Consider the following 15,388-nt stretch of genomic DNA (forward strand, 5'->3'; position numbering starts at 1 on the left):
TTTTTTTTTATTCTTCGTTTTCTGGAAGTTCTTTTTTCAGGATATCTTCTTCCGCGAGGCTAGATAGGCGAGCAATCGCATTACGGTAAGAGATTTCAAGAGTTTCCCGACTGGTTGCAATAACACCTTGATCTACTAAGAATCCATCATTTACATCATATACCCAGCCATGTAGGGAGAGTTTTTGTCCACGTTCCCAAGCACTTTTTACAATAGATGTACGTCCTAGGTTATAAACTTGTTCCGCAACATTTAATTTAGTGAGCATATCTGAGCGTTTTTCGGCTGAAAGATTGCCTAATAGGTGCCCGTGTTTAAACCAAATATCACGAATATGGAGTAACCAGTTATTGATCAATCCAAGATCGTGATCTTGCATCGCTGCTTTGATACCACCACAATTGGTGTGGCCGCAAATAATAATATGTTCAATTTTGAGTACATCAACGGCATATTGCACAACTGAAAGGCAGTTAAAATCTGTATGAATAACTTGATTGGCTACATTACGATGTACAAATAACTCGCCTGGTTCAAGATTTGTTAATTTTTCAGCTGGAACACGGCTATCAGAGCAGCCAATCCAGAGGTAATGAGGTGTTTGGTGATCGGCAAGTTCTTTAAAATAAGTGGAATTTTCTTCCTTCATTCTTTGCGCCCAACTGTAGTTATTAGCAAAGAGTTGTTTAATTTTGTCCATTTTTACTTTCCTCAATACGATGTGCTAAAAGCTTGTTTTAAGCACAATAAATGAAATAGGGGATAAAATTATCGCCTAAAATGATAACCGCACTTTAAAGAAAGTGCGGTCAATTTAAACAATATATTTAGAAATTTGCATTTCTTGGTGCGCGAGGGAATGGAATCACATCGCGAATATTTTGTACGCCTGTTACATAAACAATTAAGCGTTCAAAACCAAGACCAAAGCCTGAATGTGGTACAGTACCATATTTACGAAGATCACGATACCACCAGTAATCTTCAGGGTTTAAGCCCATTTCTTCCATACGTTTATCTAAAATTTCTAAACGTTCTTCACGTTGAGAACCACCGATGATTTCACCAATTCCTGGGGCGAGAACATCCATTGCCGCAACGGTTTTACCATCGTCATTTAAACGCATATAGAAGGCTTTGATATCTTTCGGATAGTTTTTCACGACAACAGGTGATTTGAAATATTCTTCTGCTAAGAAACGTTCATGTTCAGAAGACAAATCGATCCCCCAAGAAACAGGGAATTCGAATTTCTTACCTGATTTTAATAACACGTCGATCGCATCGGTATAGTCGATTTGAGCAAAATCAGAGTTTACAAAGTTTTCTAAACGAGTAATAACATCTTTATCTACATGTTTTTCAAAGAATTTCAAGTCATCTTTACGTTCAGCAAGCACGGCGCGGAAAACGTATTTCAACATGTCTTCTGCTAATTTCGCATTATCAGCAAGTGTTGCAAATGCAACTTCAGGTTCAACCATCCAGAATTCTGCAAGGTGACGAGTTGTATTTGAATTTTCAGCACGAAATGTTGGACCGAAAGTATAGATTTTGCTTAATGCACACGCGTAAGTCTCACCGTTTAATTGGCCAGAAACCGTTAAAAATGATTCTTTCCCGAAGAAGTCTTGGCTGAAATCGACTTTACCATCTTCACCACGAGGAAGATTTTCTAAATCAAGTGTTGAAACACGGAACATTTCGCCCGCACCTTCAGTATCAGATGCCGTAATTAATGGAGTAGCAACCCAATAGAAGCCTTGTTCATGGAAGAAACGATGAATAGCTTGTGCTAAGCAGTGACGAACACGCGCCACGGCACCGATAATATTGGTACGAGGACGTAAGTGAGCTACTTCACGTAAGTATTCAATTGAGTGACGTTTTGCTGCCATTGGATAAGTATCAGGATCTTCTACAAACCCTGTCACTTCTACTTTTTCAGCTTGAAGTTCAACAGTTTGACCTTCAGCAGGTGACTCAACAATGATACCGGTTACGATAACAGAACAACCCGTTGTTAAGCGTAAGACTTCACTCTCATAATTTTCAATATCGTTATTAACAATTGCTTGAATAGGGTCAAAGCAAGAGCCGTCATAAACTGCAAGGAAAGAAAGACCAGCTTTAGAATCACGACGGGTACGAACCCAGCCACGTACGGTAACTTTTTCGCCAATAGCGACTTTACCTTGTAACACATCGACAACGGATGTAACTTTAGACATATTAAACCTCAGTAATTCATTATAAATTAGGCAATAAAACTGCGTTAGTTTACCTTAAATCGCAAAATTTTCCATAAAAAGTTAGTGTAAATCGGGCTTGCACAGTAAAATAACGCCTTCACTTTATTTTAGGAGGAAACTATGTGGTCTGATATTTTGACCGGTTATGGCATTTTTATTTTGGAGATTTTAACGATTTTACTTGTGATTGCGGCTATTGTTGCAATGATTATTTCAGCAAAACAGCGTAATGCAACACATCATGGTGAATTGGTCGTGACAGATCTCTCAGAAGAATTTAAGGAAACGGTAAAGCATTTACGCGATTTCCAGATTTCAGAAGAAGAACTTAAACAAGCAGAAAAAGCGGAGAAGAAAGCGAAAAAGCAAGAGGCAAAGGCGTTAAAAGAGAAGTTAAAAAATGGTGAGAAAGAAACGCCTAAACCTTGTGTTTATGTGCTCGATTTTAAAGGTGATATTTCTGCATCCGAAACGACCGCACTTCGAGAGGAAATTTCGGCGATTATTAATGTAGCAAAAGCCGATGATGAGGTCTTACTACGTTTAGAAAGCCCTGGTGGTGTTGTTCATGGTTATGGTCTGGCGGCCTCGCAGTTAGCTCGTTTAAAACAAAAAGGGATTAAATCAACTGTTGCAGTCGATAAGGTTGCTGCAAGTGGTGGGTATATGATGGCTTGTGTGGCAGATAGAATTGTTTCTGCGCCTTTTGCGATAATAGGTTCTATTGGTGTGGTTGCACAAATTCCCAATATTCATCGTTTGTTAAAAAAACATGATGTCGATGTTGATGTGATGACAGCAGGAGAATTTAAGCGCACGGTCACAGTATTAGGTGAAAATACTGAAAAAGGAAAACAAAAATTCCAAGCAGAACTTGAAGAAACACATCAATTATTTAAACAATTTGTGGCTCAAAATCGACCGCATTTAGATGTGGATAAAGTTGCAACTGGTGAGCATTGGTTTGGTCAGCAAGCTCTAGAGCTTAAGCTAGTCGATGAGTTAGCAACCAGTGATGATATTATTCTCGAAAAAATGAAAGATAAATCGGTTATCTCTGTGAAATATAAAGTGAAAAAGCCACTTTTACAAAAAATAGGTAAACAAGCTGAAGAGAGTATTGAGGGAATTATTCATCGATATTTAGCAAAAAATACACAAGATTTTGTGCAGTAGGGGAAATTTGTATATAGAACAACTCTTTACATTAATTTACAAAAAAGTTCCGTAAAAACAACAATTTTTATGTTTTTTTTATTTACAATTAAGTCATTTATGACTACCATACGTCGCGAAGCTTTTATAGTTTTATTTGGAAATTGATAAGGTTTAGTTGTGTTGTTTTTGTATAACAACGTCTTAACAAAAGGTAACAAAATGAAATTATCTCGTATTTTATTATCTGCAGTTGCTGTGGCAACAGTTTCTGCATGTGGTAACTTAAGTAAAGTTACCGAAGCTGGTACACCAGAATATAAAGAAGTAGATGGTCAGCAAGTGCCACAATTGGTATGGCCAAAAGTTGATAAGGCAGGCTTTAATCACGATGGTAGCCAGTTTGGTTCATGGCCAAATTGGGATAATGTACGAATGATTGAGCGTGGAATGAATAAAGACCAATTATATAATCTAATTGGTCGTCCGCACTTCTCTGAAGGTTTATTTGGTGTTGAAGAATGGGATTATGTGTTCAACTATCGTGAGAATGGTGTTCACAAAATCTGTCAATACAAAGTATTATTTGACAAAAACCATAATGCTCAAAGTTTCTTCTGGTATCCAAATGGCTGTAATGGGAATTCATCATTTGCGTTAAGCGGTGATTTCTTATTTGATTTCGATAAAGATACGCTAACAGCACGTGGTAAAGAAGTTGTTGACAGTGTGGCTGCGCAATTAAAAGAAACAGGCGCTAAAGATGTAAAAGTCGCAGGTTATACCGACCGTTTAGGTTCTGACGCTTATAACTTAGATTTGTCTCAACGTCGTGCAAACCGTGTTAAAGCTCGTTTGCTTCAAGATGGGGTGACATCAGAAATCACAGCTATTGGTTATGGTAAAAATCCACAAGTTAAAGCTTGTGACGGCTATAAACATGGAAGTAAAGCAGAAAAAGATTGTTTACGACCTAATCGCCGTGTAGAAATAAATGCTTCTGGTTCAGTTTTAAAATTGCAAGAAGGTAGCCAGGCTAATGGTGGTACTCAAGGTCCAGCAGTTCTTTATCAAAAATAATGTATAAACCTAAAAAGAGCGTAATATGATTACGCTCTTTTTTATTTTTGATTTTTAAGAAATTATTCAAGTAAAAGTTCTTCAATTAGCTTAGTGGTTAAGTTGATATAACTTCCATTGAAGCGATGGCTAAAATTTAATAGATAATAAAGTTGGTAAAGATGTTTTCTTTCTTCAAAACCTTCTTTATCAAGTGGAAAAGTGCACTCATAAAGTTCATAGAATTCAGCTGAGAAAGGTTGGAAAAGCTCACTGAATGCTAAATCACATTCTCTATCCCCCCAGTAGCATGCAGGATCATAAGTAAAGGTTTGATTACCTACGATAGCGGTATTCTCAACCCATAAGTTACCATGTAACAAAGAAGGTTTAGGATTATGTTTTGAAAGTTTGTGTTTAACCTTTTCAATAATTAAATCAATGTCGCCAAAGTCTAAACCTTTATCTTTACAAAGTTGTAATTGCCATCCAATACGTTGTTCTGCAAAAAATTTTGCCCAACTTCCATTCCATTTATTCGGTTGATACTCAGGACCAAGCCAAGTATCAAAGTCTAAGCCATAGTTTTTAGTGCCAGATACTTGATGGAGTTTTGCTAATTCTTCAGCAAAATGTGGCGTTGCATTGGTTTGTTGAGTAATAGGAAGCGCTTCTAATAATAAGAAACTATGGTTTTGGGAACAGCCTACGCCATACACTTGTGGAAGTCTGATAGTATTGGTTTTGCCCAGTAGGTTTAATTGATCAGCCTCAGCACGAAACATTGAACGATAAGATCGTTCATTTACTTTAACAAAGACAGGTTGGATTCCATCCGTAATAAGCCAAGTTTCATTTACTTCGCCACCAGGTACTTTGTTTTTTTCTTTGATGTTATAGTAAGCACCAAATTGATCAGCTAAGACTTGAGAAATTGATTTCCACATAATACGCCTCCTAGACATGCTCGATTCTTCTTCATTCTATCCAAAATGTTAAAAATTACTGTGATATATCTCAAAAAATAGCAAAAATCTTTGTCATTTTTCACCTGAAACATCAATTCACTAATAAACGCGTGATTTTTTAATGAGTTAGTATTATCATTAAGCGTATTTTTAGTTAGAAAAGATAATCAGGGGAAACTATGCAACATCTGAAAGATCTTGTTGAGAAAGCAAAATCAGCGATTGAACAAATCGAAAATAAAAGTTTAGCCACATTAGATGAAATTCGTGTGGAATATTTTGGTAAAAAAGGGCATTTCACCCAACTTATGCAGGAATTGCGTAATGTTGCTGCAGAAGAGCGTCCAGCAATGGGCGCTAAAATCAATGAGGCAAAACAAGCTGCGTTAGATTTTTTAAATGCTAAAAAAGCAGAATGGGAGCAAGCTGAACTCAATGCGAAATTAGAAAAAGAACGTATTGATGTGAGCCTTCCTGGTCGTAAAACAGAAGCGGGTGGTTTACACCCCGTTACCATTACCATCAATCGCGTAACAAAATTCTTTTCAGAGTTAGGTTTTTCTGTGGAAACTGGTCCCGAAATTGAAAGTGATTATTACAATTTCGATGCATTAAATATCCCTAAACATCACCCAGCACGTGCTGATCACGATACATTCTGGTTTAATCCTGAATTATTACTTCGTACACAAACCTCCGGTGTGCAAATTCGTACCATGGAAAAAATGCAGCCGCCTATTCGTATTATGGCGCCAGGTCGTGTATATCGTAACGACTACGATCAAACACATACACCAATGTTCCATCAAATTGAATTGCTTTATGTAGATAAAAAAGCAAACTTCACCGAGTTAAAAGGTTTATTACACGATTTCTTACGTGCATTTTTTGAAGAAGATTTACAAGTTCGCTTCCGTCCTTCTTATTTCCCATTCACCGAACCTTCTGCAGAAGTAGATGTAATGGGCAAAAACGGTAAATGGTTAGAAGTATTAGGTTGTGGTATGGTGCATCCTAATGTGTTACGTAACGTAGGTATTGATCCAAATGAATATTCTGGCTTCGCAGTAGGTATGGGGGTTGAGCGTTTAACCATGTTACGCTACAACGTCACAGATTTACGTTCATTCTTTGAAAACGACTTACGTTTTTTAAAACAATTTAAGTAATTAACCGCTGGGTTAAATTGACGATAATGATTAATTTAGAACGTAACACGTTCATCAATAAAGGATATAGAGATAATGAAATTTAGCGAAAATTGGGTGAGAGAATGGGTTAATCCATCAATTTCAACAGAGCAGTTATGTGATCAAATCACTATGCTTGGTTTAGAAGTTGACGGCGTTGAAAAAGTAGCTGGCGACTTTACCGGTGTGGTTGTAGGTGAAGTTGTTGAATGTGCACAACACCCAGATGCAGACAAATTACGAGTCACTAAAGTAAATGTTGGTGGCGACCGTTTATTAGATATCGTTTGTGGTGCACCAAATTGCCGTCAAGGTTTAAAAGTGGCATGTGCAACTGAAGGTGCTGTATTACCTGGTGATTTTAAAATTAAAAAAACTAAATTACGCGGTCAACCTTCAGAAGGGATGCTTTGCTCATTCTCTGAATTAGGCATTGATGTGGATGCAGATGGTATTATTGAGCTACCGTTAGATGCACCAGTAGGCAAAAATCTACGTGAATATTTAGATTTAGATGATAAAGCCATTGAAATTAGCTTAACGCCAAACCGTGCAGATTGTTTAAGCATTGCAGGTATTGCGCGTGAAGTTGGCGTGATTAATAAACAAGTTGTTAATCAACCGCACTTTGATGCTGTGCCTGCAACAATTTCAGATAAAGTTCAAATTGAATTAAAAGCGCCAGAAGCATGCCCACGTTATTTATTACGCGTGGTGAAAAATGTGAATGTTAAAGCGCCATCACCAATTTGGTTGCAAGAAAAATTACGTCGTTGTGGTATTCGTTCTATCGATCCTATTGTGGACATTACCAACTATGTTTTACTTGAATTAGGTCAACCAATGCATGCTTTTGATGCATCAAAAGTGACTCAACCTGTTCAAGTACGTTTAGCCAATAACGGCGAAGAACTTGTTCTATTAGATGGTACAACGGCAAAATTACAACCGAATACTTTAGTGATTGCAGACCAAACCGGTCCACTAGCAATGGCGGGTATCTTTGGTGGCCAAGCAAGCGGTGTTGATGCTGAAACAACAAAAGATGTAATTCTAGAAGCCGCATTCTTTGCACCACTAGCGATTGCGGGACGTGCAAGACAATACGGTTTACACACCGATTCTTCACATCGTTTTGAACGTGGTGTTGATTTTACGCTACAACGTCACGCAATGGAACGTGCAACAGCATTGCTACTTGACATTTGCGGTGGTGAAGCAGGCGAAATTTGTGAAGTGGTGAGCGAGCAATATTTACCAAAAGTCAATGAAGTCACTTTACGTCGTGAAAAATTAGATAGCTTATTAGGTCATCATATCGAAACTGAAACCGTGAACGAGATTTTTGAGCGTTTAGGTTTTGCGGTGAAATATGCTAATGATGTTTGGACCGTGACTTCAGCAAGCTGGCGTTTTGATATTGAAATCGAAGAAGATTTAATTGAAGAAATGGCACGTATTTATGGCTATAACAGCATTCCAAATAACGCACCATTAGCGCATCTTCGTATGCGTGAGCATAAAGAAGCCGATTTAGAATTGAGCCGAATTAAGACCGCACTTGTTGATGCAGATTATCAAGAAGCGATTACTTATAGCTTCGTTGATCCAAAAGTACAGACTTTACTTCATCCAGAAATTGAAGCGCTTGTATTGCCAAATCCAATTTCAGTTGAAATGTCAGCAATGCGCGTTTCGTTATTAAGTGGATTACTCGGTGCGGTGCTATACAACCAAAATCGCCAACAAAATCGCGTGCGTTTATTTGAAACGGGATTACGTTTTATTCCTGATGCCAATGCAGAATTTGGTGTACGCCAAGAATTTGTGCTTGCAGGTGTGATTACCGGTACAGCAAAATCAGAATGTTGGACAGGTAAAGCAGAAACGGTTGATTTCTTTGACCTTAAAGGTGATTTAGAAAGTATTCTTTCTCTCACCGAAGTGGGTAATCGAGTTAGATTCATGGCAAAAGCATACAGTGCCTTACACCCAGGTCAATCTGCAGCAATTGAATTAGATGGAAAAGAAATTGGTTTTATTGGAACTATTCATCCACTTATTGCTCAAAAACTAGGATTAAATGGCAAAGCGGTTGTTTTTGAAATTTTATGGGATGCCATTGCAAATCGTCGTGTGGTTCAAGCCAAAGAGATTTCAAAATTCCCAGCGAACCGTCGTGACTTAGCTTTAGTCGTTGCCGATAGTGTGCCAGCAGGCGATATTATCGAAGCATGTAAGCAAGCCGGCGGAGAAAAATTAACACAAGTCAATTTATTCGATGTATATCAAGGCATTGGCGTTGCTAGCGGACATAAGAGCTTAGCAATCAGTTTAACCATTCAAGATAATGAAAAAACGCTTGAAGATGATGAGATTAATGCGGTAATCTCTGCTGTATTAAACGAAGTTAAACAACGCTTTAATGCAGAGCTTAGAGACTAAACAGGAGACTAACATGGCAACGATTACAAAAATTGATATTACTGAATACTTATTAGATAAGTATCAATTACAAAAAGCTGAAGCTAAGGCATTAGTGGAAGACTTTTTTGAGGAAATTCGTTTATCGTTAGAATCTGGTGGCGAAGTGAAATTATCCGGTTTTGGTAATTTTGAACTTCGTAATAAAGCTTCCCGTCCAGGGCGTAATCCAAAAACAGGTGAAAGTATTCCTGTTTCTGCTCGCCGTGTAGTGGCATTCAAGCCAGGGCAAAAATTACGTGCTCGTGTGGAAAACACCAAGCCAAAACAATAATAAGAAAAGTGCGGTCGTTTTTGACCGCACTTTTGTCAGGATTGAACATGAATAAGATTAAATGTGCTTTTTTAGTCGCAGGAAGTTTTTTACTTTTTGCTTGTTCAAGTGGTGTTCGTGAAGAGTATGCCATGAACTATAAAGGTCAGATTGGTGATCCGATTATAGCCATTGCCATGTTAAGTGAACAACAATATGAATGGGCGGGGACTCCATATGTTTTAGGTGGGCAGTCTCGTGGTGGTATTGATTGTTCTGGTTTTGTGCAAAAGACCTTTATTGATCGTTTTAATATCAACCTTCCTCGAACAACGAAAGATCAAGCGGGTTACGGAAAACTTGTTCGTAAAGAAGATATCCAAACAGGCGATCTAATTTTCTTTAAAACCGGACGCGGACCAAATGGCTATCATGTTGGGATTTATGTGAAAGAAGATAAATTTTTACATGCTTCAACCAAAGGTGGCGTGATTTATTCTTCGATGAACAGTCCATATTGGAAGAAAGCTTTTTGGCAAGTTAGACGAGTATAGTGAAATAAAAAAGTGCGGTTAATTTTAACCGCACTTTTTCTTTATGGATTTGTTGTAGGGCGAATGCCTAATGTGTGGCAAATCGCATAAGTGAGTTCACTACGATTTAATGTGTAGAAGTGGAAGTCATTCACGCCTTCACGAGAAAGGATTTTTACCATATCCATTGCCACACTCGCCGCGACAAGATTACGAGTAGTTGGATCATCATCTAATCCTTCATATGCTTTAGCCAACCATGCTGGAATTTTTACATTCGTAAATGATGCCATTTTTTGAAGTTGTTTGAAGTTAGTGACAGGTAGAATACCCGGAACAATTTCAGCCTCAATACCAATGGATGCACAGCGGTCACGGAAGCGAAGATAACTATCAATATCAAAGAAGAATTGAGTAATGACATGATTAGCACCTGCGTCAATTTTACGTTTCAAATTGATTAAATCGGCTTGTGCTGATTTTGCTTCAGGATGAACCTCAGGGTATGCTGCAACCGAGATATCAAAATCAGCTACGGAGCGGAGCAGTTCAACTAAATCAGCCGCATAGAAAGGTTTTTTCGCATAGCCTTTTGGCTCATCACCGCGTAATGCCACAATGCGACGAATACCGCTATCCCAATAATCTTTTGCAATTTCTTTTAATTCTTCAGGTGTGGCATCAATACCTGTTAAATGTGGTGCAGCTTCTATGCCTGTTTCTGCTTTAATGGCTTTCACGATGCTATGCGTACGATCACGTTCGCCAGAGTTTGCGCCATAAGTGACGGAAACAAATTTAGGATTTAATACTTTTAAGCGGTGGATAGAATCCCAAAGCATGCTTTCCATTTTTTCATTTTTAGGAGGAAAGAACTCAAAGGAGACATTAATTTTTTTGTTAGTATCAGCAAGATGTTGATTTAATGTGTTAATTTCGTTTGCGTAGCTCATAGCATGCCTTCTTACATTTTTTATTAGAATGCGCTTATCATAAGATAAGAAGTAATATGCGTCAATTTCAATGATTTCATCAAAATAATGAATGAAATTAATGATTGTTTGTTGTGCGTTGTATTTTAAAAGAAAATCAATTTATTTGCACAAAAAGTTAGCATTTTTTCTAAAAATAGGTATAATACGCCGACCCTGTAAATGCACGGATTCCCACCGTGCATTATTTTATCGAGATCACACTCGAAGGGGTGGAGATTAAGATTAATGGTTGTGTTTCAATCAATATGGAACACTGGGTATCAAACTTATATTTTGGTAATTAATTAATGAAAACTTTTGTAGCAAAACCGGAAACAGTAAAACGTGACTGGTATGTGGTAGATGCGACAGGTAAAACTTTAGGTCGTTTAGCTACTGAATTAGCACGCCGTCTTCGTGGTAAACACAAGGCTGAGTACACTCCACACGTAGATACTGGTGATTACATCATCGTTATCAACGCAGACAAAGTGGCAGTAACTGGTCGTAAAGAAACAGATAAACTTTACTACTGGCACACTGGCTATGTAGGTGGTATCAAACAAGCGACTTTCAAAGAAATGATCGCTCGCCGTCCTGAAGCGGTGATTGAAATTGCGGTTAAAGGTATGTTGCCAAAAGGTCCATTAGGCCGTGCAATGTTCCGTAAATTAAAAGTGTATGCGGGTGCAGAACACCAACACGCAGCACAACAACCACAAGTATTAGACATTTAATCACGAGGTTTAGGAAATGGCAGAGAATCAAAACTACGGCACTGGTCGCCGCAAAAGCTCTTCAGCTCGTGTATTTATCAAACCGGGCAGTGGTAAAATCACTATCAACCAACGTGAATTAGACGTATATTTCGGTCGCGAAACAGCTCGTATGATCGTACGTCAACCGTTAGAATTAGTGGAATTAACTGATAAATTAGACCTATACATCACTGTTAAAGGTGGTGGTATTTCTGGTCAAGCGGGTGCAATCCGTCACGGTATCACTCGTGCATTAATGGAATATGATGAGACTTTACGTCCTGCTCTTCGTGCAGCTGGCTTCGTTACTCGTGACGCACGTCGCGTTGAACGTAAAAAAGTTGGTTTACACAAAGCACGTCGTCGTCCACAATACTCCAAACGTTAATTTTTTTATTATCGTTTCAAGAAAGCAGAGAGCAATCTCTGCTTTTTTTATGTCTGTAAAAACAAATTAATTAAAAATTGCCGTTCTTTGATTTCTTATTATACGTTTGTAATTATTTGATTTTAAAGTAAAAATAAGAAATTATTAGCAATTTAACTACTGGTTATGTTAAAATAATCGCCCATTTTTAGTAGAAGTATATAAGTTAGTTTGGATCTTCGGAGGAATAAATGTCCAATGCATCAAGTAAACGTTCAGTAATGACTCTTTTTTCAAATAAAAATGACATTTACTGCCATCAGGTAAAAATTGTTTTAGCTGAAAAAGGTGTCGCTTACGAAAACGAAGAAGTTGATCTGCAAGCATTATCAGAAGATTTAATGGAATTAAATCCTTACGGCACATTACCAACATTGGTGGATCGTGATTTAGTATTATTCAGCTCACGCATTATTATGGAATATCTTGATGAGCGTTTTCCACATCCTCCACTTATGCCAGTTTATCCCGTTTCTCGTGCAAAAAGCCGCCTTTTAATGTTACGTATCGAACAAGATTGGTACCCAACATTAGAGATTGCGGAGAAAGGCACAGAAGTTGAACGTGAAGAAGCATTAAAGCAGTTAAAAGAAGAATTGTTAGCGGTATCGGTTATCTTCCAACAAACCCCTTATTTTATGAGCGAAGAGTTTGGCTTGGTTGATTGCTATGTTGCACCATTATTATGGAAACTACGTAATATGGGCGTGGAATTCAGCGGTACAGGAAGCAAAGCAATCAAAGGCTATATGGATCGAGTATTTAGCCGTGATTCATTCTTACAATCTGTAGGTGAAGCTGCACCTAAAAATTTAATGGATGATAAATAATGACCCATACACCTTCTCCCAAACGCCCTTATTTACTAAGAGCCTATTATGATTGGCTAGTGGATAACGATTTTACCCCATATTTGGTGGTGGATGCCAATTATTATGGTACCAATGTACCTGTGGAATACGTGAAAGATGGGCAAATCGTCTTAAATCTTTCTGCTGGGGCGACAGGGAATTTGCAATTAACGAATGATTTTATTCAGTTTAATGCACGTTTCAAAGGTGTGGCTCGTGAGTTATATATTCCGATGGGCGCAGCTTTAGCTATTTATGCTCGTGAAAATGGTGATGGCGTGATGTTTGAGCCAGAAGATATTTACGATGACTTAAATCGTGAGCCAACATCAGAACAGCCATTAAGTTTTGCAGAAGCGGTAGATAAGCCTAAAGCTGAAAAGAAACCACAGAAATCAGCATCTCATTTACGAATTGTGGATTAATGAAAGAAAAACAAAAGTGCGGTTAATTTTAACCGCACTTTTTTATTTATTATTTTGTTGCTGCTTTCATATTGCGAACAAACTCGGTAAGTTCAGATAAGCATTGAGCCTGATTATCTAAGTTTCGCTCAATGATTTTTACTGTCGCGGATCCTGAAATTGCGCCTGCTGCACCCAGTTGAAGCGCTTCTTTCACTTGAGCAGGTTGAGCAATACCAAAACCTTGTAGAATTGGTGGAGCCTTATGGGCTTTAAGTTGTTCTACGAGTGTATCTAAGTTCGCAGCGTGAGCTTGGTTTTCCGCACTTGTTACACCTGCACGAGAAACTAAATAGGTATAACCTTCGCTATTTTCAGCAACGCCTTGTACCGTTTTGGCATCAGCATTTGGTGGGCAAATAAAGACAGGTTGAATGCCATGCTTTTTAGCGGCTTGAATATAGTCTTCTTTTGCCAATAGTGGAATATCTGCCACTAAAACCGCATCTACACCGACTTCTGCACAACGTTGATAGAAATTATCTAAGCCTTTTGCAAAAATTAAATTCGCACAAAGGAGTAAGCTAATCGGAATTTCTGGATATTTTGACCGCACTTTAGCGAGTAATTTAAAGCTGTCTTCAGTGCTATGGCCAGCATTGAGTGCACGGTTATTAGCTGCCTGGATAACGGGACCGTCTAATAGTGGATCAGAAAATGGAAAACCTAATTCCAACGCATCTGCGCCATTTTCGACTAACGTGCAAATAATCTCAAAAGAGCGATCAAATGTTGGATCGCATAATGTGACGAAAGGTACAAAAGCCCCTTCTTTTTTCGCTGCAAGTTCTGCAAATTTAGTTTCAAAACGGCTCATTATTGCATTCCTTTTTCTTTTAAAACTTTATCAACGGTGAAAATATCTTTATCACCACGACCAGAGAGATTCACCACTAAAATTTGTTCTTTATTCGGTTCTTGATGAATCATTTTTAATGCGTGTGCTAATGCATGTGAACTTTCCAATGCAGGAATAATCCCTTCATGTTTTGCTAATTCTTGGAAAGCGTTTAACGCTTCATCATCTGTAATACTTGGGTATTCGGCACGACCAATGCTTTGTAAATAAGCATGTTGAGGCCCTACAGAAGGGAAGTCTAATCCAGCAGAAATAGAGTAAGATTCTTCTACTTGGCCATCTTCAGTTTGCATTAAAGGTGATTTCATACCGAAATAAATACCGACTTTTGCATGACCTAATGGTGCACCATGTTCACCACTTTCAATGCCATGACCTGCAGGTTCCACACCAATTAAGCGTACACCTTTTTCATCAATAAAATCAGTAAACATACCAATCGCATTCGAACCACCACCGACTGCAGCAATGACAGCATCCGGTAGGCGCCCTTCTTTTTCTAAAATTTGACGTTTAGTTTCTTCACCAATCATTTTTTGGAATTCACGCACAATGGTTGGGAATGGATGAGGACCTGCCGCCGTACCCAATAAATAATGGGTGTTTTCATAATTGGCTGACCAATCACGCATTGCTTCACAACACGCATCTTTTAATGAGCAAGAACCTTTCTGTACAGGAATTACCTCTGCCCCCATCAAACGCATACGGAATACGTTTGGTGATTGACGTTCTACGTCTTTTGCGCCCATATAAACGCGGCAAGGCATATCTAGCATTGCACAAGCAAGGGCGGTCGCAACACCATGTTGGCCCGCACCGGTTTCGGCGATAATACGTGTTTTACCCATGCGTTTTGCTAATAAAATTTGACCTAACACTTGGTTGGTTTTATGGGCACCACCGTGAAGTAAATCTTCACGTTTTAAATAAATTTTTGCTTTAGTGCCTTTGGTCAAATTACGGCAAAGGGTAAGTGCAGTTGGTCTGCCCGCATAATTTTTAAGTAAATCTTGAAATTCACGTTGGAATTCAGGATCGTCTTTTGCTTCAACAAAGGCTTTTTCTAGCTGTTGTAGTACCAGTACGAGAATTTCCGGTACGTACATTCCGCCAAATTCACCGAAATAAGGATTTAAAAGGGTTTCTGACATAATATTT

At 38.3% G+C, this 15,388-nt stretch carries 16 protein-coding genes; 10 read left to right on the forward strand and 6 right to left on the reverse strand.

Going from position 1 to position 15,388, the window contains the following annotated elements:
• Positions 1–7: 7 nt before the first annotated feature.
• Together can and asnS are read right to left on the reverse strand one after the other, a co-directional pair.
• Positions 8–700, reverse strand: a complete 693-nt coding sequence (gene can / locus HMPREF3263_RS00170) for a carbonate dehydratase (RefSeq protein WP_049366615.1) — start codon at positions 698–700, stop codon at positions 8–10.
• 127 nt (positions 701–827) lie between these two features.
• Entirely contained in the window at positions 828–2,231 is a 1,404-nt protein-coding gene (gene asnS / locus HMPREF3263_RS00175) for an asparagine--tRNA ligase (protein WP_070852787.1), read from the reverse strand.
• Between the two features lie 141 nt (positions 2,232–2,372).
• Here asnS and sohB point away from each other — a divergent pair, with 141 nt between their 5' ends.
• Complete coding sequence (gene sohB, locus HMPREF3263_RS00180; protein ID WP_005697501.1) at positions 2,373–3,428, forward strand: protease SohB; 1,056 nt, start codon at positions 2,373–2,375, stop codon at positions 3,426–3,428.
• Positions 3,429–3,629: 201 nt separating this feature from the next.
• Entirely contained in the window at positions 3,630–4,487 is an 858-nt protein-coding gene (locus HMPREF3263_RS00185) for an OmpA family protein (protein ID WP_005697507.1), read from the forward strand.
• A gap of 62 nt (positions 4,488–4,549) precedes the next feature.
• Here the strand turns inward: HMPREF3263_RS00185 and HMPREF3263_RS00190 are convergent, their stop codons facing one another.
• Positions 4,550–5,413 (reverse strand): fructosamine kinase family protein, encoded by an 864-nt coding sequence (locus HMPREF3263_RS00190; RefSeq protein WP_005697503.1) that lies wholly within the window; start codon positions 5,411–5,413, stop codon positions 4,550–4,552.
• A gap of 200 nt (positions 5,414–5,613) precedes the next feature.
• On the opposite strand from HMPREF3263_RS00190, the gene pheS reads away from it, so the two are divergent.
• The 4 genes from pheS (at position 5,614) to HMPREF3263_RS00210 (ending at position 9,915) form a co-directional block, all read left to right on the forward strand.
• On the forward strand, positions 5,614–6,603 hold the full coding sequence (gene pheS / locus HMPREF3263_RS00195; RefSeq protein WP_005697515.1) for a phenylalanine--tRNA ligase subunit alpha: 990 nt from the start codon (positions 5,614–5,616) through the stop codon (positions 6,601–6,603).
• Positions 6,604–6,678: 75 nt separating this feature from the next.
• A complete protein-coding gene (gene pheT / locus HMPREF3263_RS00200; protein WP_005697474.1) occupies positions 6,679–9,069 on the forward strand; it encodes a phenylalanine--tRNA ligase subunit beta in 2,391 nt (796 codons plus the stop codon).
• Positions 9,070–9,082: 13 nt separating this feature from the next.
• Positions 9,083–9,382 carry an integration host factor subunit alpha gene (locus HMPREF3263_RS00205; protein ID WP_005697518.1) on the forward strand — a complete coding sequence of 100 codons (300 nt, stop codon included), beginning with the start codon at positions 9,083–9,085 and terminating at the stop codon, positions 9,380–9,382.
• A 47-nt stretch (positions 9,383–9,429) separates the two neighbouring features.
• Positions 9,430–9,915, forward strand: coding sequence for a C40 family peptidase (locus HMPREF3263_RS00210; RefSeq protein WP_005696176.1), 486 nt, complete (start codon positions 9,430–9,432; stop codon positions 9,913–9,915).
• A 41-nt stretch (positions 9,916–9,956) separates the two neighbouring features.
• Here HMPREF3263_RS00210 and metF read toward each other — a convergent pair whose 3' ends face one another.
• Entirely contained in the window at positions 9,957–10,847 is an 891-nt protein-coding gene (gene metF / locus HMPREF3263_RS00215; protein ID WP_005697527.1) for a methylenetetrahydrofolate reductase, read from the reverse strand.
• A 329-nt stretch (positions 10,848–11,176) separates the two neighbouring features.
• Between metF and rplM the strand changes: the two genes are divergently transcribed.
• From rplM to HMPREF3263_RS00235, 4 genes are all read left to right on the forward strand, one after another.
• Positions 11,177–11,605, forward strand: a complete 429-nt coding sequence (gene rplM / locus HMPREF3263_RS00220; protein WP_005628896.1) for a 50S ribosomal protein L13 — start codon at positions 11,177–11,179, stop codon at positions 11,603–11,605.
• A gap of 16 nt (positions 11,606–11,621) precedes the next feature.
• The gene (gene rpsI / locus HMPREF3263_RS00225; RefSeq protein ID WP_005696173.1) at positions 11,622–12,014 is read left to right on the forward strand and encodes a 30S ribosomal protein S9; all 393 of its coding nucleotides are present in this window, start codon (positions 11,622–11,624) and stop codon (positions 12,012–12,014) included.
• Positions 12,015–12,244: 230 nt separating this feature from the next.
• Positions 12,245–12,883: a stringent starvation protein SspA gene (gene sspA / locus HMPREF3263_RS00230; protein WP_005696172.1), complete on the forward strand. Its 639-nt coding sequence runs from the start codon at positions 12,245–12,247 to the stop codon at positions 12,881–12,883.
• Complete coding sequence (locus tag HMPREF3263_RS00235) at positions 12,883–13,329, forward strand: ClpXP protease specificity-enhancing factor (RefSeq protein ID WP_005697472.1); 447 nt, start codon at positions 12,883–12,885, stop codon at positions 13,327–13,329. Before sspA ends, HMPREF3263_RS00235 begins: the two co-directional genes overlap by 1 nt.
• Before the next feature lie 49 nt (positions 13,330–13,378).
• On the opposite strand, the gene trpA is transcribed toward HMPREF3263_RS00235, so the two are convergent.
• Together trpA and trpB are read right to left on the reverse strand one after the other, a co-directional pair.
• Positions 13,379–14,185 carry a tryptophan synthase subunit alpha gene (gene trpA, locus HMPREF3263_RS00240; protein ID WP_005697481.1) on the reverse strand — a complete coding sequence of 269 codons (807 nt, stop codon included), beginning with the start codon at positions 14,183–14,185 and terminating at the stop codon, positions 13,379–13,381.
• Positions 14,185–15,381: a tryptophan synthase subunit beta gene (gene trpB, locus HMPREF3263_RS00245; protein ID WP_005697557.1), complete on the reverse strand. Its 1,197-nt coding sequence runs from the start codon at positions 15,379–15,381 to the stop codon at positions 14,185–14,187. The genes trpA and trpB overlap by 1 nt, the downstream gene beginning before the upstream one ends.
• Positions 15,382–15,388: the final 7 nt, after the last annotated feature.

Origin of the sequence: Haemophilus sp. HMSC61B11 (assembly GCF_001838615.1) — a bacterium.
In the GTDB taxonomy this organism is placed as follows: Bacteria; Pseudomonadota; Gammaproteobacteria; order Enterobacterales; family Pasteurellaceae; genus Haemophilus_D; species Haemophilus_D parainfluenzae_AD.

Coding starts and splice junctions, on each gene's coding strand:
- asnS (WP_070852787.1), bottom strand. CDS start 2,231: ATGTCTAAAGTTACATCCGTTGTCGATGTGTTACAAGGTAAAGTCGCT.
- rplM (WP_005628896.1), top strand. CDS start 11,177: ATGAAAACTTTTGTAGCAAAACCGGAAACAGTAAAACGTGACTGGTAT.
- pheS (WP_005697515.1), top strand. CDS start 5,614: ATGCAACATCTGAAAGATCTTGTTGAGAAAGCAAAATCAGCGATTGAA.
- HMPREF3263_RS00190 (WP_005697503.1), bottom strand. CDS start 5,413: ATGTGGAAATCAATTTCTCAAGTCTTAGCTGATCAATTTGGTGCTTAC.
- trpA (WP_005697481.1), bottom strand. CDS start 14,185: ATGAGCCGTTTTGAAACTAAATTTGCAGAACTTGCAGCGAAAAAAGAA.
- HMPREF3263_RS00185 (WP_005697507.1), top strand. CDS start 3,630: ATGAAATTATCTCGTATTTTATTATCTGCAGTTGCTGTGGCAACAGTT.
- HMPREF3263_RS00210 (WP_005696176.1), top strand. CDS start 9,430: ATGAATAAGATTAAATGTGCTTTTTTAGTCGCAGGAAGTTTTTTACTT.
- pheT (WP_005697474.1), top strand. CDS start 6,679: ATGAAATTTAGCGAAAATTGGGTGAGAGAATGGGTTAATCCATCAATT.
- can (WP_049366615.1), bottom strand. CDS start 700: ATGGACAAAATTAAACAACTCTTTGCTAATAACTACAGTTGGGCGCAA.
- HMPREF3263_RS00235 (WP_005697472.1), top strand. CDS start 12,883: ATGACCCATACACCTTCTCCCAAACGCCCTTATTTACTAAGAGCCTAT.
- trpB (WP_005697557.1), bottom strand. CDS start 15,381: ATGTCAGAAACCCTTTTAAATCCTTATTTCGGTGAATTTGGCGGAATG.
- sspA (WP_005696172.1), top strand. CDS start 12,245: ATGTCCAATGCATCAAGTAAACGTTCAGTAATGACTCTTTTTTCAAAT.
- sohB (WP_005697501.1), top strand. CDS start 2,373: ATGTGGTCTGATATTTTGACCGGTTATGGCATTTTTATTTTGGAGATT.
- HMPREF3263_RS00205 (WP_005697518.1), top strand. CDS start 9,083: ATGGCAACGATTACAAAAATTGATATTACTGAATACTTATTAGATAAG.
- metF (WP_005697527.1), bottom strand. CDS start 10,847: ATGAGCTACGCAAACGAAATTAACACATTAAATCAACATCTTGCTGAT.
- rpsI (WP_005696173.1), top strand. CDS start 11,622: ATGGCAGAGAATCAAAACTACGGCACTGGTCGCCGCAAAAGCTCTTCA.